Raw genomic sequence first — 20,626 nt, forward strand, 5'->3', positions numbered from 1 at the left:
GTCCTCGTCCTGCCCCTGGGGCTCCCCCGCGCGGCCCCCGCCGCCCCCGGCCGCCCGCGGAGGCGGACCGGGCGTCTCCGCCGGGACGGCCGCGGCGGCCGCGGCTCGTCGACACGCTGCGGCGCGGCCGCTCGACCACGGGGTCGGCGATGACGACGGGCACGCCGGTGGGCACGCGGGCGCCGGTGATGCGCGCCAGGTCCTCGTCGCCGGCGCTGACCCTGGTGGTGACGGGGGTGATGCCGGCGGCGCTCATCAGGCGGGCCGTCGCGCGGCGCTGGCTGGGCAGGACCAGGGTGACGACGGTCCCGGACTCGCCGGCCCGGGCCGTGCGCCCGCCCCGGTGCAGGTAGTCCTTGTGGTCGCTCGGCGGGTCCAGGTTGACGACGAGGTCGAGCCCGTCGATGTGGATGCCCCGGGCCGCCACGTTGGTCGCGATCAGCGCGGTCACCTCGCCGGTGCGGAACTGGTCCAGGGTGCGGGTGCGCTGCGGCTGGGACTTGCCGCCGTGCAGGGCCGCGGCCTTCACGCCGTTCGCGAGCAGGTCCGTCACCAGGCGGTCCGCGCTGTCCCTGGTGTCGGCGAACATGATCAGTCCGCCGTCGCGGGAGGCGATGTGCGCGATCGTGGCGTTCTTGTCGACGTTCTGCACGTGCAGCACGTGGTGCTCCATGGTGCTGACCGTCGCCGCGGACGGGTCCACCGAGTGGGTGACCGGGTCCTTGAGGAACTGCCGCACGAGGCGGTCGACGTTGCGGTCCAGGGTGGCGGAGAAGAGCATGGTCTGGCCGCCCGCGGCGACCTGTTCGAGGAGCTCGGTGACCTGCGGCAGGAAGCCCATGTCGGCCATCTGGTCGGCTTCGTCGAGCACCGTGATGCCGACCCGGTCCAGCCGGCAGTCGCCGCGCTGGATCAGGTCCTTGAGCCTGCCCGGGGTGGCCACCACGACCTCGGCGCCGCGGTTCAGCAGCCAGGCCTGGCGGCTCATCGACGTCCCGCCCACCACGGTCGCCATCCGCAGGTGCACGGCGCGGGCGTAGGGGGCGAGGGCCTCGGAGACCTGCTGCGCGAGCTCGCGGGTGGGGACCAGGACCAGGGCCAGCGGCAGGCGCGGCTCGGCCCGCTGCCCGGCCGTGCGGGCCAGCACGGGGAGGCCGAACGCGATGGTCTTGCCGGAGCCGGTCCGGCCCCGGCCGAGGAGGTCGCGGCCGGCCAGCGAGTTCGGCAGCGTCGCGGCCTGGATCGGGAACGGCGCGGTGACGCCCTCGCGGGCCAGCACGGACAGCAGCGCCTTCGGCATGTCCAGGTCCTCGAAGGCCTCGACGGCCGGCAGCGCCGGGGTGGTGCTCACCGGCATCGCGAACTCGCCCTGGGCGGACGGGCCCTGAGGGGCGCTCCGGCCGGCGGGGCGGCGGCCTCCGGCGGGCCGGTCGCCGTAGAAGGAGCTTCCGCCGGAGCGGGAGCCCCGGGAGGAGCGGGAGTTGGCGTTCTGGTACGAAGAGCGACTGGAGCGGGCCATGCGGAGAACCTTCCTCGGGGCGGCACGTCACGAGGAAGGCTCCGGGGCGCGAGGCGCGGGCGGAGACCGCAAGGGAACGGGCCGAGAATGTGACGGGCGGAGCGTGGACGGTGGAACCGTGCGGCACGTCACCTACGGTCGGCGCTCACCGCGGAGGGCGGGAGCGGGGAACCTCGAACCGTGAGCTGTCACGGCAGGGCGCCGATCCCGACGCGGCGCTGTGCGTCTCGCGTGGGGATGGCCGCCGGTGGCGGAGCCAGGGCCTTGAACGGCCGGGGGGATGCGTCGTGGCGCGATGCCGAGGGGCCCGCACCGGGCGTGTGCGCGGTGCGGGCCCCTCGCTACCAGGCGGGTGCCGTGGCAGAAGTACTACAGCGGGCGGATGTTCTCGGCCTGCGGGCCCTTCTGGCCCTGCGCGACGTCGAACTCGACCTTCTGGCCCTCAAGCAGCTCACGGAAGCCGTTGGCGTTGATGTTCGAGTAGTGGGCGAAGACGTCGGGGCCGCCACCCTCCTGCTCGATGAAGCCGAAGCCCTTCTCCGAGTTGAACCACTTCACGGTGCCATTAGCCATAAAAATTACTCCTTCAAGGGGCTGTCCGAAGCCCGCACGGTGCGGGTTTCGAGTCGCCGCATGGAGTGCCCACCCGGGGAAGAGCCGGGAAAACAAAAAATGCGCCTGCAAAACATCGGCAGGCGCACACAAAGTTCTTGGGAACCACTACTGCAACTAAAACGACTCTAGCAGGCTCGGGCCTGCGACGGGTCGATTTTCCACGCCCGATTCCGGGACGGGTTCCCGTGCCGCGGCCGGAGTACCGTGGAACACGTGGCGCACGAGCGCATGCGCGCGGCAGCCGACGACTCCTCGCAGAGCCCGGTCGGGGCTGTCGGCAGGGTGACGGTGCCCATTCCGCCGGGCGGTCCGGGCGAGGTCCTGGTCGCCCTGCGGGGCGGGTCGGAGGCGTTCGCGGCCTGGTGCTCGGAACCGGTCGGCCGGGACGTCCGGGTGGTCGTGGTGGACGCGATCTCGGCCCGCTCGGTGATCGTCGAGCTCCTGCCGCCCTAGGCGCGTGTCGGAATCCCCGCAGGTCAGGTGGTCGGTCATGTTCTTCTGGCACGTTCCCGCACCCAACGAGGCGATGCTCATATCCGGGTCCAAGCGTCAGTCGCAGGACACCCAGTTCCGCATCGTCACCGGTCACGGCAGCCTGGTCCTGCCGGTCAAGCAGAAGGTCCGGATGCTCTCCCTGGCCCTCCGGGAGGCGACGATCGCCGAGGACTGCGTCACCCAGCAGGGCATCCGGCTCACCGTGCGCGCGGTCTGCGTGTTCAAGGTCGGAGACGACGCCGTGTCGATCGCCAACGCCGCCCGCCGCTTCCTCTCGGAGCAGAACCAGATGGAGGAGCTCGTCGGCCGGATCTTCGCCGGCCACCTGCGGTCGATCATCGGCGGGCTGACCGTGGAGCAGATCATCCGGGAGCGCAGCAGGGTCGCCCAGGAGGTGATGGCGGGCAGCCACGGCGAGATGGAGAAGCTCGGCATCGTGGTCGACGCCCTGCAGATCCAGGAGATCGAGGACTCGACCGGCTACATCGACAACCTCGCCGCGCCGCACGTGGCGGCGGTCGCCAGCCAGGCCCGGATCGCCCAGGCCAAGGCAGACCAGGAGGCCACCGAGCGGGAGCAGCAGGCGGCCGCGCTGAAGGCGGAGTACGAGCGGGACACCGCGATCAAGCGGGCCGGCTTCCTCGCCGAGACGGAACAGTCCAGGGCCCGCGCCGCCCAGGCCGGCCCGCTCGCCGAGGCCCGCGCCTCCCAGGACGTCATCGAGGAGCAGACCGCGCTCGCCCAGCGCCGGGCCGCGCTCGCGGCGCAGCAGCTGGAGGCGGAGGTGCGGCGCCCGGCGGACGCGGAGGCGTACCGGCAGCGGACGCTGGCCGAAGCCGCCCGTGACCGGGTGAAGTTCGAGGCGGACGGCAGCGCCTACAGCGAACGGACCCTCGCCCAGGCACAGGCGGACGCCAACACGGCCCGGGCCGACTCGCTGCGCGGCGGGAACCAGGAACTCATCGCCGCCAACCGGATCGTGGAGAACCTCCCGGCCCTCGCCGACGCGGCCGCCCGCGGCATGTCCGGGGCCGACCTCACCGTCCTCAACGGCAGCGACGGCGTCAACCAGATGGCCGCCGGCATCGTCAGCCAGGGCCTCGCGATCCTGCACTCCCTCCAGCACTCGACGGGCCCGCACGGCGACGGCAAGGCCAACCCGGCCCCCCGGATCCCGGAGCGCACCTGAACCCCGGCGGGAGCTCACTCCCGGTGGGTCCGCCCGCTCTCGGGGCGGACCCACCGGGATGATCGCCGCCTAGACGGGGACCGTCACGAAGGTCTGGCCGGACTCGTTCACGACCGACACCGAGGCCACGTCCTCCGGTGCGACGATCGCCGAACCGTCCAATGTGGTACCGGACTTGGCGCCGACGGTGGAGACCAGCCAGCCGCCCGCGTCCGCCTTCGTCCCGCCCTTGCCGTTGACCACCAGGTGGCAGCGCTGGCCGGCCGGGATGCCGGTGACGGCCGCGTTGACCCGGACCCAGCCCATCGCCGGGGTCACCGTCAGCGTCATCCGGGCGCCGGTGGCCGGGTCCGTCGCGGAGCCCGTCCTGGTGCCGGCGGGGGGCGGGGTGGCGACGGTGGTGCTCGGAGCCGGGCCGGCGGCCACCGGTGGTGCGGGCGCGGTGGTGCGGCCCAGCGCGATCCCGGCGACGAGCGCTGCTGCCGCAGCGACAGCGGCGGCAGCGCCGATCCGGGCCCGGCGCCGGCGCAGCGCCGAGCCGCGTTCGGCCCGGGCCCGGCGCAGGGTGCGCTGCAGCAGCAGGTCGCCGCCCTCGGGCGGGCCGTCCACGAGCAGTTCGGGCGGCACCTCGCCCAGGGCGGTCTCCAGCTCGCGCAATTCGGTCACCTCCTGACGGCAGGCCGGGCAGTCGGCCAGGTGCCGTTCGACCGCCGCCGCCTCGGCCGGATCGAGCGCACCCAGCACGTAGGCGCCGACGAGCTCCGCGCTCCACTCGTGCGGTGTCGTGCTCACGTCGTTCCTGTTCGCGTCGTTCCCGTTCGAGTCGTCCCTGGTCACGCCGACACCTCCTGCCACGTCCCCGACCTGCCGGTGTACGAGCGTTTGAGCGCCCGGAGCGCGTAGTGCGCGCGGGACTTGACCGTTCCGGCCGGCACCCCCAGCTGCTCCGCGGCCTCGCTGACGGACAGCCGCTGGAAGTAGATCGAGCGCAGCACGTCGCGGTGCTCGGGCGAGAGCCGCTCCAGCGCCTGCGACATCACCAGCGCCTCCACCACGCCCTCGGCGTGGTCGTGCTCGACCGGCACGGTGGCCGTCGCCTCGGAGACCTCCGCCACCTCGGCCGGCCGGGCCGCCCGGGCCCGGAACCGGTCGGTGATCAGGTTGCGCTCCACGGTCAGCAGCCAGCCGCGCACCGACCCGCGGGCCTCGGTCAGTGCCTCGGGGTTGCGCCAGGCCCGGATCAGGGTCTCCTGGACGGCGTCCTCGGCCGCCGCGCGGTCGCCGGTGAGCCGGACGGCGTAGGCGAGCAGCGCGGCGCCGTGCTGCTCGTAGAGCGTCCGGATCAGTGCCTCGTCGGCGGCGTCCTGCCGCCCGGCTGATCGTGTCCTCGCCATCCGCCATTCCTCCGTCGTCGGGTGCCACGTCCAGCACGTACGCGGGGGCCGTTCGGTTCAACCGGATTCCCGGCAGGTCCGGTCCTGGTTCAGGCAGGCCACCACGGCGGCCATCTGCCGGTCGGTCATCAGGCCGATGAACACCGCGTGGTCGGTGAGCGGACTGTGGTGCTGCTCGGGGAAGGCGTCCAGGGCGAACTCCCGGGCCGGCGGCGGGCGGTAGCCGACGGTCACCCGCAGGTGCGGGATCGGGAAGGTGTCGTGCGGGCAGACGCCGGCGGCGTCCGGGAACCGCACGTGCGAGCGGTGGCCGGAACTGTCCGTGCCGCGCCCGTCCCAGCAGCTGGGGAAGTCCAGGGTGCGGGTGAGGAGGCTCCCGGCGGGGCAGAGCGGGTAGCGATCGGTGGTCGTGCGGCCGGCGAAGCCCGTGCAGCCCCAGCGGGCGCCGGCGTCCGCGCCGCCGTCGGTGGCGGCGGTCGGGTCGCCCTCCAGGAGCCGGAGGAAGCGCGGCATCGGTACGACCTTGGCCCATGGATTGCCGAGGTACTCGATGGTGACGGTGTCGGGGGTGAGGATCTCGCCGGTGTTGCCGTGCGGGTCGTCGTCGGGCGCCCCGGCCGTGGTTCGCGGTGCGGCGCCGTCGGTGCGGCGCAGCACCGGCCAGTAGTAGGTCGAGCGGTCGCCGCTGGTGCAGGTGGTCGCGGCGGCGGCGAGGCTGTCGTCGGTGGAGTCCGCGTCCGTGGAGAGGTTGCCGACGTAGTCGTGCACGTGGTGGGCGCCGCCCACGGTGCCGGGTGAGATCACCACGTTGTCCGCGTTGCGGTGCCCCTCCTGATTGCGCCCGCAGTCCTGCGCGTACGAGCCGGTGGAGGCATCCGGTCCGGCGGCGGACGGAGGGGCGGGTGCGGCGACGGCCACGGCGGTGATGTCGACGAACCCGGCCGCCGGGTCCCGTTCGGCCGGCCAGTACCTGACCGCCAGCAGCGACAGCCCCAGGGTGAGGCAGAGCAGGACGCCGACCGGGAGCGCGACGCCGCCCAGCCGGTGGTGATCACGTTCCCGGTGCACCGCGACAGTCTGGGCGACGGGCCGCCGCCCGGGCAAGGCGGCCCATCACCCGGACTGTCGGGCGCGGCGGGGCGGGTCAGTAGCCCCCGGAGTAGCCGCCCTGCGACGGGGCGGCCGACGGGGTCTGGGCGGCGGACGGGGTCTGGGCGGGGGCCGGGGCGGAGGCCTGGCCGGGCATGCCCGCCGCCTTCTTCCCCTCGGGCGTGCTCGCGAACCAGGTGCCGCCGACGCCCTGGCCGCTGGTCTGCCCCGCCGCGGTGTCGCCGGCGAAGCGGTAGAGCGGCCAGCCGTTGAGGGTCACCTGCTTCGTCCCGTCCGGCCGGGTCACGCTGCCGACCAGGGTGGAGTCGACCCCGGTGACCTTCACCGGGTCCTGGGCGGTGAGCGGCGGCCACTTCGCCGCACAGGCGTCGGTGCAGGTGCTCGCGGACGGCTTGGCGGTGTCCTTGTCGAAGCGGTACAGGGTCCGGCCGGCCGAGTCGGTGACGATCGGCCCGAGCGCGGGCGAGTTCGCGGCGACGATCCGGACCCCGGAGGAGCCGCCGGCTGCGGGGGCGGACGCCGTGGCCGCCGGGGCGGCGGCGGTGCTGGAGCTGTTGCCGCCGTACCCGCTGCTCGTGTCGGGCCCGCAGGCGGTGGCGGCGAGCGCGAGCAGGGCGACGCCGGACACGGCGACCAGGCGGCGGGCGGCGAAGGCGGGGACGGTGAACGTGGGCATGCTGAACTCCCCCTGGAGCAGGTGTGGTTGTGGATTCGGGCGGTGTCGCCCTGTGCACCCTCCACACGGATCCTCGGCGGGATCGGTTCAACGCCGTCGGAAATTTTTCCTGACCGACTGTCCGTTCCTGTCGGCGCCGGCATCATCGGAGCGGGATCAGCAGTTGCAGGCGCAGCCCACGGCGGCTGTCGGTTCGGCGTCCTGCTCGATGGTGGTGCAGCAGGTGTCGCCCACGGCGGCGGAGCCCCTGCCGAGAGTGTCGGCGTCGGCCTTGACGACGTAGACCTCCCAGGGTTCCTTGCCGGGGCCGTGTACCCAGACCTTGTCCTGAAGGGCATAGCAGCAGGAGGTGTCGTTCTCCTCGAAGGTGGCCAGGCCGGCCTCCTTGAGCCGGACGGTGGTCGCGGCGACCTGCTCGGTGGATGCGACCTCGACGCCGAGGTGGTCCAGGCGGGTCTCCTCGTCCGCTTCGCCCTCGATGAGGACGAGTTTGAGCGGGGGCTCGGTGATGGCGAAGTTGGCGTAGCCGGGGCGGCGCTTGGCGGGTTCGGTGCCGAAGAGCTTGGCGTAGAAGGCGACGGAGCCTTCGAGGTCGGCGACGCGCAGGGCGAGCTGGACGCGGGACATGGTGATCCTCCCTGATCCGGATTCCTGTTTCGATGGACATCGATACAGGCGAGCTTGCCACCGGATTAGATGAGCGTCAACATAGACACATGTCGAATCTGGAGCTGAAGGTGCTCGACCAGGACGGGACGGCGGTCGCGTGCTGCTCGCCGATGGTCCGCGAGCCGCTGGACGAAGAGGCCGCCGTCGACCTGGCGAGGATGTTCAAGGCCCTGTCCGACCCGGTGCGGCTGCGGCTGCTGTCGCTGATCGCCTCGCACGAGGGCGGCGAGGCGTGCGTCTGCGACCTGACCGGTCCCTTCGACGTCTCCCAGCCGACCATCTCCCACCACCTCAAGGTCCTGCGCGAGGCCGGCCTGGTCGGCTCCGAGCGTCGCGGGACCTGGGTCTACTACTGGGTGCTGCCCGTCGCGCTGGCCAAGCTGTCCGCCCTGCTCCAGGCGCCGGCCACCGCCGGGGGGTCCAGATGACCGGGACGGCTCCGCTGGGCCGCCGGGCGGCCGTCGAGTTCACCGGCACCGGCGCGCTGGTCGCCGTCGTGGTCGGCTCCGGCATCCAGGCCACCGAGCTCTCGCAGGATGTCGGCGTCCAACTGTTGGCCAACTCGCTCGCGACCGTGTTCGGCCTCGGCGTACTGATCCTGCTCCTCGGCCCGGTCTCCGGCGCCCACTTCAACCCCGCGGTCACGCTGGCCGCCTGGTGGACCGGCCGCCGCGACGGGGACGGGCCCACGCTGCGGGAGGCGGCGGCCTACGTCCCGGCCCAGGTCGCCGGGGCGATCGGCGGCGCAATGCTGGCGGACGCGATGTTTGCCGAGCCGGTCGTGGACTGGTCGACTCACGCCCGGTCGGCGCCGCACCTCTGGCTGGGCGAGGTCGTCGCCACCGCCGGTCTGGTCCTGTTGATCTTCGGACTGGCCCGCATCGGCCGCACGCACCTCGCCCCGGCCGCGGTCGCCTCCTACATCGGCGCCGCCTACTGGTTCACCTCCTCCACCAGCTTCGCGAACCCGGCCGTGACGATCGGCCGCGCCTTCACCGACACCTTCGCCGGCATCGCCCCCGCCTCCGTGCTGCCGTTCATCGCCGCCCAACTCGTCGGTACGGCCGTCGGCGTAGCCCTGGTCGCGGTGCTGTTCGGCCGCCCGACCCCGGCCGGCGAGGACGTGGTGGTCCCGCACGGCGACCACCACCCGGCCCCGGCCGCCCGCTGACCCCGCCTTCCCCTCACTGCCTTCCCCTCACTGCATTCTCCTGCCCGCCCCGAAAACCCGAGGACCCCGTTCGTGAGCACTCCCGCCGTCCTGTCCGTCCCGTCCGTCCCCTCCGTGCTGTTCGTCTGCGTGCACAACGCCGGCCGCTCCCAGATGGCCGCCGCCTTCCTCACCCGCCTCGGCGGCGACCGGGTCGAGGTCCGCTCGGCCGGCTCCGCCCCGGCCGAGGCCGTGAACCCGGCCGTGGTCCAGGCCCTGGCCGAGGTCGGGATCGACATCTCCGCCGAGACCCCGAAGGTGCTCACCACCGAAGCCGTTCGGACGTCCGACGTCGTGATCACCATGGGCTGCGGCGACGCCTGCCCCTACTTCCCGGGTAAGCAGTACCTGGACTGGAAGCTCGACGACCCGGCCGGCCAGGGCGTCGACGCGGTCCGCCCGATCCGCGACGAGATCGAACGGCGGATCCGGGGCCTGCTCGCCGACCTCGGCATCGAGCCCCGCTGACGGCGGCGACGAACGGGCGGGGGCCTCGGGCGAGCTGCTGCCCCGCGCGGCGGGCAGTGGAGCACCGGCCCCGCCGGAAAGATCGATGTCAGGCCGTGCGACGCTGGAGCGATGCCGCCCGTCTTTGCCCCCGCGGAGCCGATAACGCCCGATCCCGTGGGCGACGTGCCGAGCACGTTGCTCACCCAGTCCTGGCTCGACCTGTCGTTCCTGCACTGGGCCGCCGACCCCGCGGACGTGGCCCCGCTCCTCCCTCCCGGGACGGTGCCGGACACGCACGACGGCCTCACCTACATCGGCCTGGTGGCCTTCCGGATGCACCGCGTGGGCTGGTTCAAGGTGCCGGGCATCCCGTACCTCGGCACCTTCCCCGAGACCAACGTGCGGCTCTACTCGGTGGACCGGCACGGGCGGCGCGGCGTGGTGTTCCGGTCGCTTGAGGCCTCGCGGCTGCTGCCGGTGGCCATCGCCCGCAGCGCCTTCCGGCTGCCCTACATGTGGGCCAGGATGGAGATCCGCCGCGACGCGGACACCCTCACCTACACCAGCAGGCGGCGCTGGCCCGGACCGCGCGGCGCCCGCTCCCGGATCGCCGTCCGCGTCGGCGGGCGGATCGAGGAGCCGACCGCCCTCGAACACTTCCTGACCGCCCGCTGGGGCCTGCACAACGCCTTCTTCGGCCGGACGGTGCACCTGCCCAACGTCCACCCGCGCTGGCCGCTGCACCGGGCCGAACTCCTGGAGTGCGACGACGAGTTGGTGGCCGCGGCCGGCCTGCCGGCGCCGGCCGGGCCACCGGTGAGCGTGCTGTACTCCCCGGGCGTGCCCGTCCGCTTCGGGCCTCCCGCCCGCCCGGGCGGCCTGCCCACCCCCTGAGCCCTCCTCCGCACCGACCCCTTGCCAGGCGCGCCCGACCCCCGCTTCGATGCGAGTAAGCGAGGAATGGGAGGGGTTCCCGTGCAAGAGATCTGGTTCGCCGACGTCCTGCGGCACCTGCGCGTGCTGCTCGCCGCGTTACCGCCCCTGATCGAGGAGTACCGCGAGCGGCGCATCGCCGGCGGGATCGAGGGCCTGCTGGAGTGGACGCTCCCGTGGGGCATGGACGACGGCGTCGGGAACGTCCGGCTCACGGTGGTGGAGGTCCCCTCGGGCTGGGGCGAGCGGAAGCGCGTACGGGTCGTCGTGGCGGCGGACGCGAAGCCGTTCCACGAACGGAAGGGCTCGGACGACCTGCCCCTGCCCCGCTACGACGAGAAGGCCCGCCGCCCGCTCTGGTTCCCCCGGAGCGCGAGCCTGGCCAGCGAGATGGCCGGGTACCTGTTGGACCACGTCGACGGCGACACGGGCTCGCTCCGCGCGGAGGCCGGGAACGCGGCGAGCTTCACGGTGGTGATCATGCCGGCCGAGGCCGGGTGAACTCGGCCCGGCCGCCCGCCGTCACCACCCGTCAGGGGCCGGCGGGGCAGAGGTGGGTGTATTCGTGCGCGTGGGCGCTGTACAGCGTCGGCTGGTCCAGGGTCTCGTCGGTGGTGAAGATGAAGTCCACCGTGACGTCCGGGAGATCGGCGACGGTGGTCCGCATGGTGAACTGCGGGAGGGAGTGGGTCTCGGGGACGCGTTCCCAGTGCACACCGGCGGCGGTGAAGGCGTCCGAGAGCTCCCGGAAGCCGGGCGGTCCGGGGAAGGAACCGTACTCACCCGGCCCGTCGACCGGGAGGACGACGTCGTCGTACCACGTCCGGACGGAGACCGTGTTGACGATCCCGCACCGGCACACGTCGACCGACATGCAGCCGAACCGGAACCACTGCGGCCACGGCAACCCGTCGGCGACGCGCCCCGAATCCTCGGCCTCGCCCCGCTCGGGCACCGGGTACGGCCCGAGCGGGCGCAGGCCGGCGAAGTCCCCGGTCGAGCCGTATCGCGTCAGGAGGTCCACGAGCGCTGCTGTCGTCATGTGTTCATGATCGCACCGGTGGTCGGGCAGCGGGGTCAGTCGCACAGGGCGGAGCTGAGGACGTCGAGCATCTTGGAGCCGGAGACGGTCATCGTGTTGGACACCAGCGAGGCGTGGCGGCCGTTGGGGGCGAAGACGGTCATCGTGGTGTAGCCGGGCACCCCGCCGCTGTGGCCCCAGGCCGCGCCGCCGCAGCGCAGCGGGAAGGTCTGGAGGCCGAGGCCGTAGCCCGTACCGCATTCTGTGAGGTTGGATTCTGCGATTCCTTGATGCCGCTGGTGTGCTGGAGGAGCCGGCGCACGGTGATGGTGTTGCCGTCGAAGCCGTTCCCGTCCACGACGCCCGGAAGGTAGCGCTCGATGGGTGCGTCGAGGGAGACCTTGCCCTCGTCGACGATGCGCGCCGTGCACGAGAGCGTTATCGGTCAATCGGCTGTCGGCTGTTTTCAGCGGAGGGTGCCGGGCGCCGGCCCGAGGCGGAATCCCTCGGGCCGGTCCGGCGTCGCTCACTTGAGGCCCAGCATCTTCTGGATCTTCGGGGGGATCGAGATGTACCACGTGCCGTCCGGCCGTCGTTGTTTCCCGAGGAGCCGCTGGGCCTTGACGCTCTCGTGTTCCAGCACCCTTGCCCAGGCGCTCCCTTCAGGGGTGTCCCGGCCGAGGGAGTCGGGATCACCGGGAACCTGGATCATGAAACCGGGGGCCTTCGCGAGCCGGCGCACCAGGTCCAGCACTCCCGTCTCGTTCTCCCACTTCTGCGGGATGTTGAGGTTGGGCTCCGCCTGCGCGTGCCCCTGCGCCGGCGCGGCCGCGGCGGACGAGGAGGCTTCTGCGGGGGCGCTCTCGGTGACGACTGGCGGGGGCTCCGTCGGGACGTAGTTCCGCTGGAGGTCCGCCGTGGTGTCGCGGTGGCGCTTCAGGGCGTTGTCGATCAGGTCGCGGTAGTCGTCCTTGCCGGTGACCGGGTGGACGGGACGCGAGAACGGGTCGTAGTCGACGCCGAAGTTCGCGGCCATGTCCATCACGAAGTGGTAGCGGTGGATGTCGGTGAGGTCGCGACGGTAGTCGGTGTACCAGAGGCTGAGGAGCGAGAAGGCGAGGGCCTTCTTCTCCTCCGGGGTGGCGCCCGCCTCGTGGGCGAGCCTGATCAGCTTGCCGGTGGTGCGCGACGGGCCGAGCGAGACCGGGTAGCCCAGCCGGCCGGCGGTCGCGACGTGCGGGTCCAACTGGTTGGGGGTGGCCGCTGCGCCGCGGAAGGTCCGCTCGACGGGGGTCCGGTCCAGAGGGGGGTTCGGAGGCGGATCGGCCGTGGTGCTCGTCCAGTTGGGATACGTGCGTTCCGACGCGGGGTCCGGGACGTCGCCGAGCACGTAGCCCCTGAACTCGATGTCGGAATCCTGCTGCGCGGCCCTCGCGTCGGGCTCGGTGGTGGGCTTGATCTCCTTGACGGTGACGTGGTGCGCGAGGTCCTTCGGCTCCGCCATGTACATGAGTTCCGCCACGTCGTGGATGGTCGAGATCAGCGTGGAGAACGACTCGGTGTGGGGTGAGCCGAGGATGTCGTTGATCGTCTTCGTGCCGTGCTCGACGAACGGGAGGTACAGGCGCTTGAGGGCGGCCAGGTCCGCGCTGCTGCTCCCGAGGTGCTGGGTGAACTCGGCGTTGCCCGTCGTGTTCGCCGCCAGCCACGGGATCAGCTTCGTCTGCACGAAGTTCGAGTTGGACGCGTGGATGTCGGAGTCCTGGCGGACGGACAGGGCGAGGTCGCGCTCGATCTCGGCCATCGGGAGGGACTTGACCCGGTCGAGGACCGCCGAGGCCGCCTGGTCCTTCGTCTTGTAGACGCGGGAGAGCGCGTCCCGGGATTCCGCGCTCCGGCCTCCACCGTTCGCCGTCGGCATGGACGGCGGTGCGGGGGCCGTGACCCACTCCGTGAGGACCTTGACGATCGAGGGCCGTTGGGCCGGGTCGTACCACCGCCGATGGAGGTCCGGGTGGCCCTCCAGGCCGGCGCCGATGTCGTGGTAGCTGCGTTCCGCGTCCTCCTGGACGGTCTTCTCGACCTCCAGGACCTTCGGCGCGTCCCAGCGGGCCAGGTCGTCGGCGTCCATGTGCGGAAGGTCGGTGCGGGTGGCGGTCTCGGGTGCGTCGGGGGCGCCGTGCGGGTGGTCCTTGACGACGGCGGTGTGGTCCACCGTGTCCTCGATGGTCTCCAGGTAGCGGTGGGGCACCTCGGCGGAACTGCTGACGTCGTGGCCCATCAGGCCGTCGCGGTGGACGCCGGGGCCGTCGCCGTTGCGGCGGAACAGGCTGTCGGAGTCCTGGTACTCGTCCTTGAGGCCCAGGTAGTGCAGGACCTCGTGGACGACCCGGGGCATGTGGGTGTCGTCGTGGGCCGGGTCGACGGGCACGTTCCAGGAGCGCTGGTCGAGCGGCACCCGCTGGTCGCTGCGGCCGATGGTGATGGCCTCGGGGTGGTCGTCGCCCGCGACGAGCTTCAGGTCGAGGTGGAACTGGTCGCCGGAGCGCGGGAGTTCGAGGCCGCCGTTGAGGTGGTGGTCGATCGCGCGCTGGATCCGCTCGTGCACGCCGGCCAGCTCGCCGGCCGACATGCCGCTGTGCCCGAGGTTCACCGGCAGCTCGACGGTGTGATGGCGGACCCAGGTGCCGTTCTCGGCCTGGACGCGGCGCACCACGGAGCGGACCAGGGTCTGCGAACCGGCCAGCGAGTGCGGGGCGTTGCCCTTGAGCGGGTCGCGCGCGGGATCGAAGCGCTCGGTGTGAACGCGGGTGGTCGGCGCGCCGTCGAGGCGGGAGCGCCAGTCGGGCGAGGCCGGCTGCCGCACCGGGCGGGCGACCGGTTCGGGGGTGGGCTCCGGGACGTGGACCTGCGGGACGACCGGGACGACGACGGAAGCGGGCTGTTCGTGGGTCTCGTGCGGGGTGCCGGGGTCGCTTTCGAGACGCGGGGGCGGCGGCAGTTCGACGCTCACCGCGACGTGGTCGCCGGTGTGATCGGGCGAGCCCGGTTCGAAGTCCTGGTTGCCGCGCGAGCGCGGGATGACGGTGACCTCGTCGCCGTGCAGCACCACCGGGCCGTCGCTCTGGAGGGTCTCCAGCCGGTCCTTGAGCTCGCTGCGCAGGGCGGTGGCGACCGCCTCGGCGCGTTCCTGCCCCAGCTTGAGGGACTTCCCGAAGTGGGGGAGGCCCTGGTCGAGGACGTTCGCGCGTCCCTCGACGGTCACCACCGGCGGGCCGCCGCCGTCGCGGGCGTTGCGCACCCCGAGGTCGGCGACCTGGCGGGCGGTGGAGTTCAGGGCCTGCTGCCGGGGAGCGGTGAGGTCGGCGGAGCCGCCGTCGAAGGCGATCGGGCCGAGGTCGACCCGCACCGGCTCGTGCGGTGCGGCGGGCAGCGGGGGCTCGGGCGGTGCCGTGTGGGGCGGGAGCGGCGGCGGGACGTCGGGGGCCGTGGAGGTGTGCTCGGGGGTTGTGTGGTGGACGTCGACCGGGCCGGTGGAGACGTGCTCGGCCGGGGTGTGCTCGACCGTGGTGTGATCGACCGGTGCATGGACGGACTGGGGCTGGTCGACCGGGGCCTGGGCGGTGGGGTTGCTCTCCGTGCGGGTGACGGCCGGCTCGCCGGTGGTTCGCACGGGGGTGGCGGTTCGGCTGTCCGTCGAGGTGCTGGTGCTGCTCGTTTCGGTGGTGACCCGGGGGGACTGTGCCGGTGTCTGCGCCGGGGCCTGTGCCTGTCCTTCGCCGGGACGGGGCTGGTTGGCCGTTGCCGTGGCCGTGGTGTTGTTGCCGCTCGTGGCGGGGGAGTCGGTGGTGCGCGAGGCGTCGGCGCCGGTCGTCGTCGGCTTGTCGGCGACGGCGGGTCCGGTGATCCCGGTCGTACCGGGCGTACCGGTAGTACCGGGCGTCTCAGCGGGGCGGGTGGCTCCGGCGGTCGTGTCGGTTGGCTTGGTCTCGAAGCCGGGGAGGCCCAACTCCTGGTGGGGCGTCGGGGCCGAGGTCGTGGTCTCGCTGCCGTGGAGGCCGGATCCCGTCGTGCTGCCGGTTTCGCCTCGCGATGCCGTCGTCCGGGCGGGTGACTCGACGGTGGTGTCCGTGGTGCGGGGGCTGGTCCGCTCCTGCGTACCGACGGAGGTTTCGGGCTGCCCGTGGGTGGCCTCGTTCGTCGTGTGGCTCTCGGAGACGGACGGCGTGTTGACGGTGCGCACGTCGGGCGTGCCGACGGAGTGGGTGTCGGTGTGGGTGCCGATGTCCTCCGAGACCGTCACGGGCCGGGTGTCGGGCGTCGTCGTCTCCTTGACCCCGGCGGTGTTGTCGCCCGATCCGGTCCGTATCGGGGCGGGCGCGGTGTCCGTCGGGTGGACGGCAGGTGTGTGCACATCCGGCGTGTGCACGTCCGGCGCGTGGACGTCCGGAGTGTGCACGTCGACCGGGTGGACGTCCGGGAGATGGAGGTCCGGAGCCTTGATCTCCTTGAGGTTGACGGGGTCGATCTTGGTCTTCCCCTCCTCCCCGCCGCGCCCGTGCTTCCCGCCGCCCAGGGCGCCGATCAGGCCGGAGGTGAGGGCCGAGGTGTAGTCGGCGTCTCCGCCGAAGGCGGCGGTCATCGTGGCGGTGGTGATCACACCGGTGGCGCCGCCGACGGCGAGCTTGCCGATCAGCGAGCCGCCGAACTTCGGTGCGAACGCGCCGAGTCCGCCGCCGAGGATGCCCCCGATGGCGCCGCCGATCGCGCCGCCCTCGACGGCCTGGATGGTGCTGTCGGTGTCCCACTTGGTGCGGTCGTGCAGGAGCAGGATCTGGATGCTCTGGATCAGGGCGTCCATCCCGACCATGAACCCGACGCCGGAGATCACCGACACCAGCAGCCGGCGGAGGATCATCTGGACGATCAGGCGCGCGGAGGTGATCGCGGCCGGGATCGCCTCCGGTGCGGCGAACGAGAGGGTGCTCAACTCATACGCGAGCCAGATGAGTTGAGCGAGGACCATGAGTTTGGCGTATTCGACCTGCACCCCGGTGTTGTCGCCCAGGTCACCGATCTGGTTGGCGGCCTCGGCCATCTGCGGCAGGTTGGTCTGCAGCTGCTGGGTGAACGCGTTGAACTGCTCGGCGACCGGGCCGCTGATGCTGTTCCGCACGCCGAGGGTCGCCGGACCGATCTCCTTGGTGATCGAGTCGAGCTGCTGGGCGGTGTCGTACCAGGCGGCGCCCAGCGCCCGCAGCTTGTCCTCGTCGCCCTTGGGCCAGGACTGGCCGACGGCCAGCCGGGCGACCCAGGCGAGCTCCGGGGGCATGTCGATGCTCATCCGTGCACGGGCCTCTCGGGGGCGGGCCGGTGCTCGCCGGCGCCGGTGTTGATCCGGCGGACGGACTCGATGTTGTTGTCCTCCAGGCGTTCGAAGTTGACGGCCATGGTGCGGATGCCCTCGGCGGTGCTGTGGACCACCTGGCCGATGCCGCCGATGCCCTTGTGGATCTCCTGGTGCGGGGCGTCGTACTGCTTGAAGAACTCCTCGCCGGTGGCGTCGTCGCCCCAGCACGGGCCCAGGTCCGACAGCCGGCCCTCCAGCCCGCCGGCGATCCCCTTGAAGCGGGCCGCGAGCTGCTGGACGTAGGGCAGTTGGAGGTGCAGTCCGTCGGTGTCGACCGAGAACGACTCGTTCGCCATCGTCAGTCCTCCGTTCCGCTGCGCCGGGCGCTGCCGCGGGTCGCCGAGGGGCCGCCCGCGGCGAGGTAGTCCCGCACCGAGTCGGGCATCGTCGGGTCCTCGGCGAGCATGGCCGTCGGATCGGCCTTGCCCTGGAGCAGGTCGGCGACCGAGACGCCGGGCGGCAGCCCGAGCGACGTCAGCTCGGCGACCTGCTGGAGTGCCTGGGCGCGGGCCTGCCGGATGGTGGCCAGCAGGAGCTCGGACAGCTCCTTGGGAGCCATCCGGCGGAAGGCACCGGTGGGGAAGTCGATGGCGGTGACCTCGCCCTGCGCGGTGACGGTCACCTCGACGGTCTGACGGGGGGCCGTGGCGGTCGAGGTGACCTCGTTGATCCTGCGGCGGGTCTCGACGGCCTCCTCGCGCTGCCGGTGGTACAGCGCCAGCAGGTCCTCGATGCCCTGGTCGTACGGTGTGGTGCTCATGCGCCCCTCCTCGGGGGTGTCGTGCGGTCTCGCGGGCCGGCGGGGGCCCGGGGCGTGTCTTCCGGCTCGGGTCGGTGGGCCGGAGGACACGCCCGAGTCGGTCGGGTGCTCCGTCAGCCGAGGGCCGAGAAGCCCTCCTTGGGTGCGCTGCCCCAGGCGTCGCTCTCCTGGACCAGCAGGTCGGCGATGCCGCGGGGAGCCTCCGGTTCGGCCTCCGGCTCCTCGGCCGACTCGTCCTCCATGAGGAGCGGCTCGTCCCCGGCGGCGCCGGCCCCGCACGAGACGGTGGCGGGGTCGAAGGCGAACGCCGACTGCCCCGGTGCGGCGGCGGCCGGTGCCGAGCGGTCCGGTCGCCAGACCGCGAACTGCGGCTCCTCCGGCTCGGGTCGTCCCGCTTCCCCGCTCCAGGTGGCCGTTGCCTCCGTGGTGTAGCCGGGGGCCATGACCTCCTCCTCGTCCTCGGTCGGCACCGTCCAGAGCAGCGGGACGAAGGCCGAGCCGGCCGCTTCCCACGCTTCGTGCTCCTCGTGCTCGCCGCTCTCGGTCGGCAGCGGCAGGGGCGCGGACAGCGGGTCGGAAGGCGAGGCCGCCGCCGGGGCCACCTCTTCGACCTCTAGCTCGGCCTCAGGCTCGACCACGGCGATCTCGGGTGCCTCCGCCTCCGCCTCCGCCTCCGCCTCCGCCTCCGTCGAGCTCTTCTTCTTCTCCTCGACGGTGGTGGCGGCGACCGCGACAGCGGCGACAGCGGCCGCCGCGACGATGACCGGGGTGACCGGCGCTGCGGGCTCCTCCCACTCCGGCACGACGACCGGCGCGGCAGGTGCGACCGGCGCGGCAGGTGCCGCTGGCAGCGGCAGCCCGTCCGAGCCGAGGACGGCCTGCTCGGCGATCGCAGCGGGTTCGGCGCCAAGAGGCGCGTCGCCGGAAACGGTGACCGGGCTCCCGCCCGCCGTGGTGAGACCGGGACCGCCCGCGAGCGCACCGGCGGTGATCTCCTCCTCCGCCGCGTCGAGTTCGTCCGCCCACGGCTCGATGTCGCTGTCCAGCAGCCCGGAGGCGTCGCTGCGTTCGCCGGGCGCGTTCTGCCCGGCGGCGCCGCCGCCCATGCCGGGCATCATCGGCATCCCCATGCCGGGCGCCTCCGCTGCGCCCGCCGCGCCCCCGGCCGCGCCGAAGCCGGGAAGGACGGTGGCGCCGGGCGCGGCCTGGGCGTCGGGCAGGCCGAGCCCCGGGCCGTCCAGATCGGCGGTCTTGACCGGCGGGAGGTCCAGGGCCGCGCCACCGGCGGCGGTGCCGAGCGGGGAGCCGACCTCCTCGCCGGTGAGGGGGCTGCCGGCCCACGGCTCGCCGTTCGCGTCCAGCAGGCCGGAGGCGTCGCTGCGTTCGCCGGGTGCGTTCTGCCCGGCGGCGCCGCCGCCCATGCCGGGCATCATCGGCATGCCTGCGCCACCCATGCCCGCGCCGCCCATGCCGGCGCCGGGGCCCTCGGAGACGAGACCGGTGCCGCCGGCCGGGGAGAAGGCGCCGGGGAGGCCGGACTCCGTCGTGGTCTGGCCGGGGAAGGCGGTGCCGGTGCCCAGGCCGTCGGTGAGACCGGGGAAGGCGGCCGGGGAGCCGGCGTCGATGCCGCTGCCCAGCCCGTCGCCAAGGCCGCTGCCGAGCCCGCCGCCCAGGCCGTGCGAGCCGGTCCCGGAGCCGACGCCGGTGGCGCCGGGGAAGGCCACCGGCTTGCCGGTGCCGAACGTGCCGTGCGGGGAGGAGAGTTCGCCGGCGCCGCTGCCGGTGCCGGTCTGGCCGGGGAACCGGGCGCCCCGGGCGTTGGTGGTCGTCCCCGGCAGGCCGACCGGCGCGACGCCCGGCAGGTTGCCGAAGTCGCCCACGCCGGTGCTGCCGGGGAAGCGGACCCCGCTGCCGGTGCCGGGGTTGATCGCGTGGTCGAAGGCGAGCGGGTCGAGGCCGGCCGTCTCCGGCACGCCGGTGCCGGGCCCGCCCGTGCCGAGCTTGCCGGGGAACGGCAGTCCGGTGGTCGGCAGGCCGCTGACCGGCAGGCCGGTGCCGGGGCCGTTTGTGCCCAGGCCGCCGGGGAAGTGCAGGCCGCCGGTGCCCGGCCCGTCGCTCAGCGCGGAGAAGTTCTTGAGGCCGCCCGCGCCGGGGCCGTGGCCGGTCCCCAGGTCGCCGGGGAAGGGCTGCGGCGCGCCGCTGAACTTCTTCAGGTCGGGCATGTTGAAGCTCTTGGCGGGGCCGAGCTGGTTCGGGCCGCCGTGCTCGAAGTCCTTGAGGTCGGGCAGCTTGGTGTTCGGCGCGTTGGTGTCCGTCAGCTTGGGCTGGTTGACCGGCGGGGTGATCGGGGCCGGCGCGCGGACGGAGTCGATGGTGACCTGGTACTCGCCGGCCAGGCTCTTCAGCACCTTGCGCATGTCGGCGGTCATCATCTTGACCAGCTCGGGCTTCTGGCTGATCGGGATGAGCCCGTTGGACATCGCGGTCACGCCCTGGGCGATGGCCTGGTTGGCGTACCAGGTGTCGATCTGGGAGATCAGGTTCTGGGCGTTGACCAGGTTGACCGCGTTGTCCGCGAGTTGCTGGGGAACGGAGTAGGTGTGGGTCGAACCGCCGGACAGGACGTCGGCGGTGGCCTGCACCTGCTTGGAGAAGGTGGTCAGCATGGTCGTGAAGGCGTCGGCCGCGTCGCCCTTCCACGGGCCGTGCTCGCCGGCGAGGGCCTTGCCCTGGTCGACGAGGCTCTTGGCGACGCCGGCGAGGAGCAGCTGGACCTGGTAGAAGGTGTCGGCCGCGTTCTGCAGCGACTGCGGGTCGGAGACCGACTTGCCGTGGCCGCTGTCGTCGCCGGTGCCGGCGGCCATGCCGTTGATGGCGGCCTCGATCTGCTTCCAGTCCCAGGTCTCGTAGTCGCCCGTCGAGCCGGGGTCGCTGCCGGGCGCGCCGTAGACCGCGCCGTCGTTGCCCTGGTTGAAGCCGTTGCCGTTGTAGTTCGGGTCGCCCATCGCGCCCTCTCCCTCCTGTCGTTCCGCCGTCCGTCGGCCGTCCCGTCCGGTGTGGTGCCCGGTGTGTGGCCCGGTGTCCGGGCCCGGCGGTCCCGCCCGGGGCCCCCCGCGTGGTGGGGGGGGCCCCGGCCGGGGTTGGCAGAGGGGGGTGTGGGGGGTTGGCGAGCAAG

The 20,626-nt window shown here is 73.0% G+C and carries 20 protein-coding genes and 1 pseudogene; 7 read left to right on the forward strand and 14 right to left on the reverse strand.

Features of this window, described 5'->3' with window-relative positions; genetic code table 11:
- Both ACFV4G_RS27075 and ACFV4G_RS27080 read right to left on the reverse strand, forming a co-directional pair.
- Positions 1-1,519: DEAD/DEAH box helicase (locus ACFV4G_RS27075; protein WP_380444664.1), on the reverse strand; the 1,519-nt coding region annotated here is incomplete at its 3' end.
- A 369-nt stretch (positions 1,520-1,888) separates the two neighbouring features.
- Positions 1,889-2,092, reverse strand: a complete 204-nt coding sequence (locus tag ACFV4G_RS27080; protein ID WP_359959873.1) for a cold-shock protein — start codon at positions 2,090-2,092, stop codon at positions 1,889-1,891.
- 255 nt (positions 2,093-2,347) lie between these two features.
- On the opposite strand from ACFV4G_RS27080, the gene ACFV4G_RS27085 reads away from it, so the two are divergent.
- Together ACFV4G_RS27085 and ACFV4G_RS27090 are read left to right on the forward strand one after the other, a co-directional pair.
- Positions 2,348-2,587 (forward strand): hypothetical protein, encoded by a 240-nt coding sequence (locus ACFV4G_RS27085; protein WP_380444666.1) that lies wholly within the window; start codon positions 2,348-2,350, stop codon positions 2,585-2,587.
- Between the two features lie 37 nt (positions 2,588-2,624).
- The gene (locus ACFV4G_RS27090; protein WP_380444668.1) at positions 2,625-3,818 is read left to right on the forward strand and encodes an SPFH domain-containing protein; all 1,194 of its coding nucleotides are present in this window, start codon (positions 2,625-2,627) and stop codon (positions 3,816-3,818) included.
- A gap of 69 nt (positions 3,819-3,887) precedes the next feature.
- Here ACFV4G_RS27090 and ACFV4G_RS27095 read toward each other — a convergent pair whose 3' ends face one another.
- The 5 genes from ACFV4G_RS27095 to ACFV4G_RS27115 all read right to left on the reverse strand — a co-directional run bounded on the left by ACFV4G_RS27095 (position 3,888) and on the right by ACFV4G_RS27115 (position 7,625).
- Complete coding sequence (locus tag ACFV4G_RS27095) at positions 3,888-4,655, reverse strand: anti-sigma factor family protein (protein WP_380444669.1); 768 nt, start codon at positions 4,653-4,655, stop codon at positions 3,888-3,890.
- Positions 4,652-5,212, reverse strand: coding sequence for a sigma-70 family RNA polymerase sigma factor (locus ACFV4G_RS27100; RefSeq protein WP_380444671.1), 561 nt, complete (start codon positions 5,210-5,212; stop codon positions 4,652-4,654). Before ACFV4G_RS27100 ends, ACFV4G_RS27095 begins: the two co-directional genes overlap by 4 nt.
- A gap of 57 nt (positions 5,213-5,269) precedes the next feature.
- Positions 5,270-6,280, reverse strand: coding sequence for a DUF1996 domain-containing protein (locus ACFV4G_RS27105; protein WP_380444673.1), 1,011 nt, complete (start codon positions 6,278-6,280; stop codon positions 5,270-5,272).
- 76 nt (positions 6,281-6,356) lie between these two features.
- On the reverse strand, positions 6,357-6,998 hold the full coding sequence (locus ACFV4G_RS27110) for a hypothetical protein (RefSeq protein WP_380444674.1): 642 nt from the start codon (positions 6,996-6,998) through the stop codon (positions 6,357-6,359).
- 156 nt (positions 6,999-7,154) lie between these two features.
- Positions 7,155-7,625, reverse strand: coding sequence for an ArsI/CadI family heavy metal resistance metalloenzyme (locus ACFV4G_RS27115; RefSeq protein ID WP_380444676.1), 471 nt, complete (start codon positions 7,623-7,625; stop codon positions 7,155-7,157).
- A gap of 89 nt (positions 7,626-7,714) precedes the next feature.
- Between ACFV4G_RS27115 and ACFV4G_RS27120 the strand changes: the two genes are divergently transcribed.
- From ACFV4G_RS27120 to ACFV4G_RS27140, 5 genes are all read left to right on the forward strand, one after another.
- On the forward strand, positions 7,715-8,095 hold the full coding sequence (locus ACFV4G_RS27120) for an ArsR/SmtB family transcription factor (protein ID WP_380444678.1): 381 nt from the start codon (positions 7,715-7,717) through the stop codon (positions 8,093-8,095).
- Complete coding sequence (locus ACFV4G_RS27125; RefSeq protein ID WP_380444679.1) at positions 8,092-8,838, forward strand: aquaporin; 747 nt, start codon at positions 8,092-8,094, stop codon at positions 8,836-8,838. Before ACFV4G_RS27120 ends, ACFV4G_RS27125 begins: the two co-directional genes overlap by 4 nt.
- 90 nt (positions 8,839-8,928) lie before the next feature.
- Positions 8,929-9,345: an arsenate reductase ArsC gene (locus ACFV4G_RS27130; protein ID WP_380444719.1), complete on the forward strand. Its 417-nt coding sequence runs from the start codon at positions 8,929-8,931 to the stop codon at positions 9,343-9,345.
- A gap of 111 nt (positions 9,346-9,456) precedes the next feature.
- Positions 9,457-10,221, forward strand: a complete 765-nt coding sequence (locus ACFV4G_RS27135; protein ID WP_380444680.1) for a YqjF family protein — start codon at positions 9,457-9,459, stop codon at positions 10,219-10,221.
- 81 nt (positions 10,222-10,302) lie between these two features.
- Positions 10,303-10,761 (forward strand): hypothetical protein, encoded by a 459-nt coding sequence (locus tag ACFV4G_RS27140; protein WP_380444682.1) that lies wholly within the window; start codon positions 10,303-10,305, stop codon positions 10,759-10,761.
- A gap of 31 nt (positions 10,762-10,792) precedes the next feature.
- On the opposite strand, the gene ACFV4G_RS27145 is transcribed toward ACFV4G_RS27140, so the two are convergent.
- The 7 genes and pseudogenes from ACFV4G_RS27145 to ACFV4G_RS27175 all read right to left on the reverse strand — a co-directional run bounded on the left by ACFV4G_RS27145 (position 10,793) and on the right by ACFV4G_RS27175 (position 20,456).
- Positions 10,793-11,302, reverse strand: coding sequence for a hypothetical protein (locus ACFV4G_RS27145; protein ID WP_380444683.1), 510 nt, complete (start codon positions 11,300-11,302; stop codon positions 10,793-10,795).
- Positions 11,303-11,337: 35 nt separating this feature from the next.
- Positions 11,338-11,463 carry a hypothetical protein gene (locus tag ACFV4G_RS27150; RefSeq protein ID WP_380444684.1) on the reverse strand — a complete coding sequence of 42 codons (126 nt, stop codon included), beginning with the start codon at positions 11,461-11,463 and terminating at the stop codon, positions 11,338-11,340.
- Between the two features lie 103 nt (positions 11,464-11,566).
- Positions 11,567-11,693: pseudogene (locus tag ACFV4G_RS27155) on the reverse strand (serine hydrolase); the annotation flags it as partial.
- 114 nt (positions 11,694-11,807) lie between these two features.
- The gene (locus ACFV4G_RS27160) at positions 11,808-16,625 is read right to left on the reverse strand and encodes a hypothetical protein (protein WP_380444686.1); all 4,818 of its coding nucleotides are present in this window, start codon (positions 16,623-16,625) and stop codon (positions 11,808-11,810) included.
- On the reverse strand, positions 16,622-16,987 hold the full coding sequence (locus ACFV4G_RS27165; protein WP_380444688.1) for a WXG100 family type VII secretion target: 366 nt from the start codon (positions 16,985-16,987) through the stop codon (positions 16,622-16,624). Before ACFV4G_RS27165 ends, ACFV4G_RS27160 begins: the two co-directional genes overlap by 4 nt.
- A 2-nt stretch (positions 16,988-16,989) precedes the next feature.
- Positions 16,990-17,451, reverse strand: a complete 462-nt coding sequence (locus ACFV4G_RS27170; protein WP_380444690.1) for a YbaB/EbfC family nucleoid-associated protein — start codon at positions 17,449-17,451, stop codon at positions 16,990-16,992.
- A gap of 113 nt (positions 17,452-17,564) precedes the next feature.
- Positions 17,565-20,456 (reverse strand): hypothetical protein, encoded by a 2,892-nt coding sequence (locus ACFV4G_RS27175; RefSeq protein ID WP_380444692.1) that lies wholly within the window; start codon positions 20,454-20,456, stop codon positions 17,565-17,567.
- Between the last annotated feature and the right edge of the window lie 170 nt (positions 20,457-20,626).

Source organism: Kitasatospora sp. NPDC059747 (assembly GCF_042732955.1).
Lineage (GTDB): Bacteria > Actinomycetota > Actinomycetes > Streptomycetales > Streptomycetaceae > Kitasatospora.

Excerpts from the sequence above, each read along its gene's own strand:
- ACFV4G_RS27080 (WP_359959873.1), bottom strand. The coding sequence starts at position 2,092 with ATGGCTAATGGCACCGTGAAGTGGTTCAACTCGGAGAAGGGCTTCGGC.
- ACFV4G_RS27090 (WP_380444668.1), top strand. The coding sequence starts at position 2,625 with ATGTTCTTCTGGCACGTTCCCGCACCCAACGAGGCGATGCTCATATCC.
- ACFV4G_RS27100 (WP_380444671.1), bottom strand. The coding sequence starts at position 5,212 with ATGGCGAGGACACGATCAGCCGGGCGGCAGGACGCCGCCGACGAGGCA.
- ACFV4G_RS27110 (WP_380444674.1), bottom strand. The coding sequence starts at position 6,998 with ATGCCCACGTTCACCGTCCCCGCCTTCGCCGCCCGCCGCCTGGTCGCC.
- ACFV4G_RS27115 (WP_380444676.1), bottom strand. The coding sequence starts at position 7,625 with ATGTCCCGCGTCCAGCTCGCCCTGCGCGTCGCCGACCTCGAAGGCTCC.
- ACFV4G_RS27120 (WP_380444678.1), top strand. The coding sequence starts at position 7,715 with ATGTCGAATCTGGAGCTGAAGGTGCTCGACCAGGACGGGACGGCGGTC.
- ACFV4G_RS27125 (WP_380444679.1), top strand. The coding sequence starts at position 8,092 with ATGACCGGGACGGCTCCGCTGGGCCGCCGGGCGGCCGTCGAGTTCACC.
- ACFV4G_RS27135 (WP_380444680.1), top strand. The coding sequence starts at position 9,457 with ATGCCGCCCGTCTTTGCCCCCGCGGAGCCGATAACGCCCGATCCCGTG.
- ACFV4G_RS27145 (WP_380444683.1), bottom strand. The coding sequence starts at position 11,302 with ATGACGACAGCAGCGCTCGTGGACCTCCTGACGCGATACGGCTCGACC.
- ACFV4G_RS27160 (WP_380444686.1), bottom strand. The coding sequence starts at position 16,625 with ATGAGCATCGACATGCCCCCGGAGCTCGCCTGGGTCGCCCGGCTGGCC.
- ACFV4G_RS27165 (WP_380444688.1), bottom strand. The coding sequence starts at position 16,987 with ATGGCGAACGAGTCGTTCTCGGTCGACACCGACGGACTGCACCTCCAA.
- ACFV4G_RS27170 (WP_380444690.1), bottom strand. The coding sequence starts at position 17,451 with ATGAGCACCACACCGTACGACCAGGGCATCGAGGACCTGCTGGCGCTG.
- ACFV4G_RS27175 (WP_380444692.1), bottom strand. The coding sequence starts at position 20,456 with ATGGGCGACCCGAACTACAACGGCAACGGCTTCAACCAGGGCAACGAC.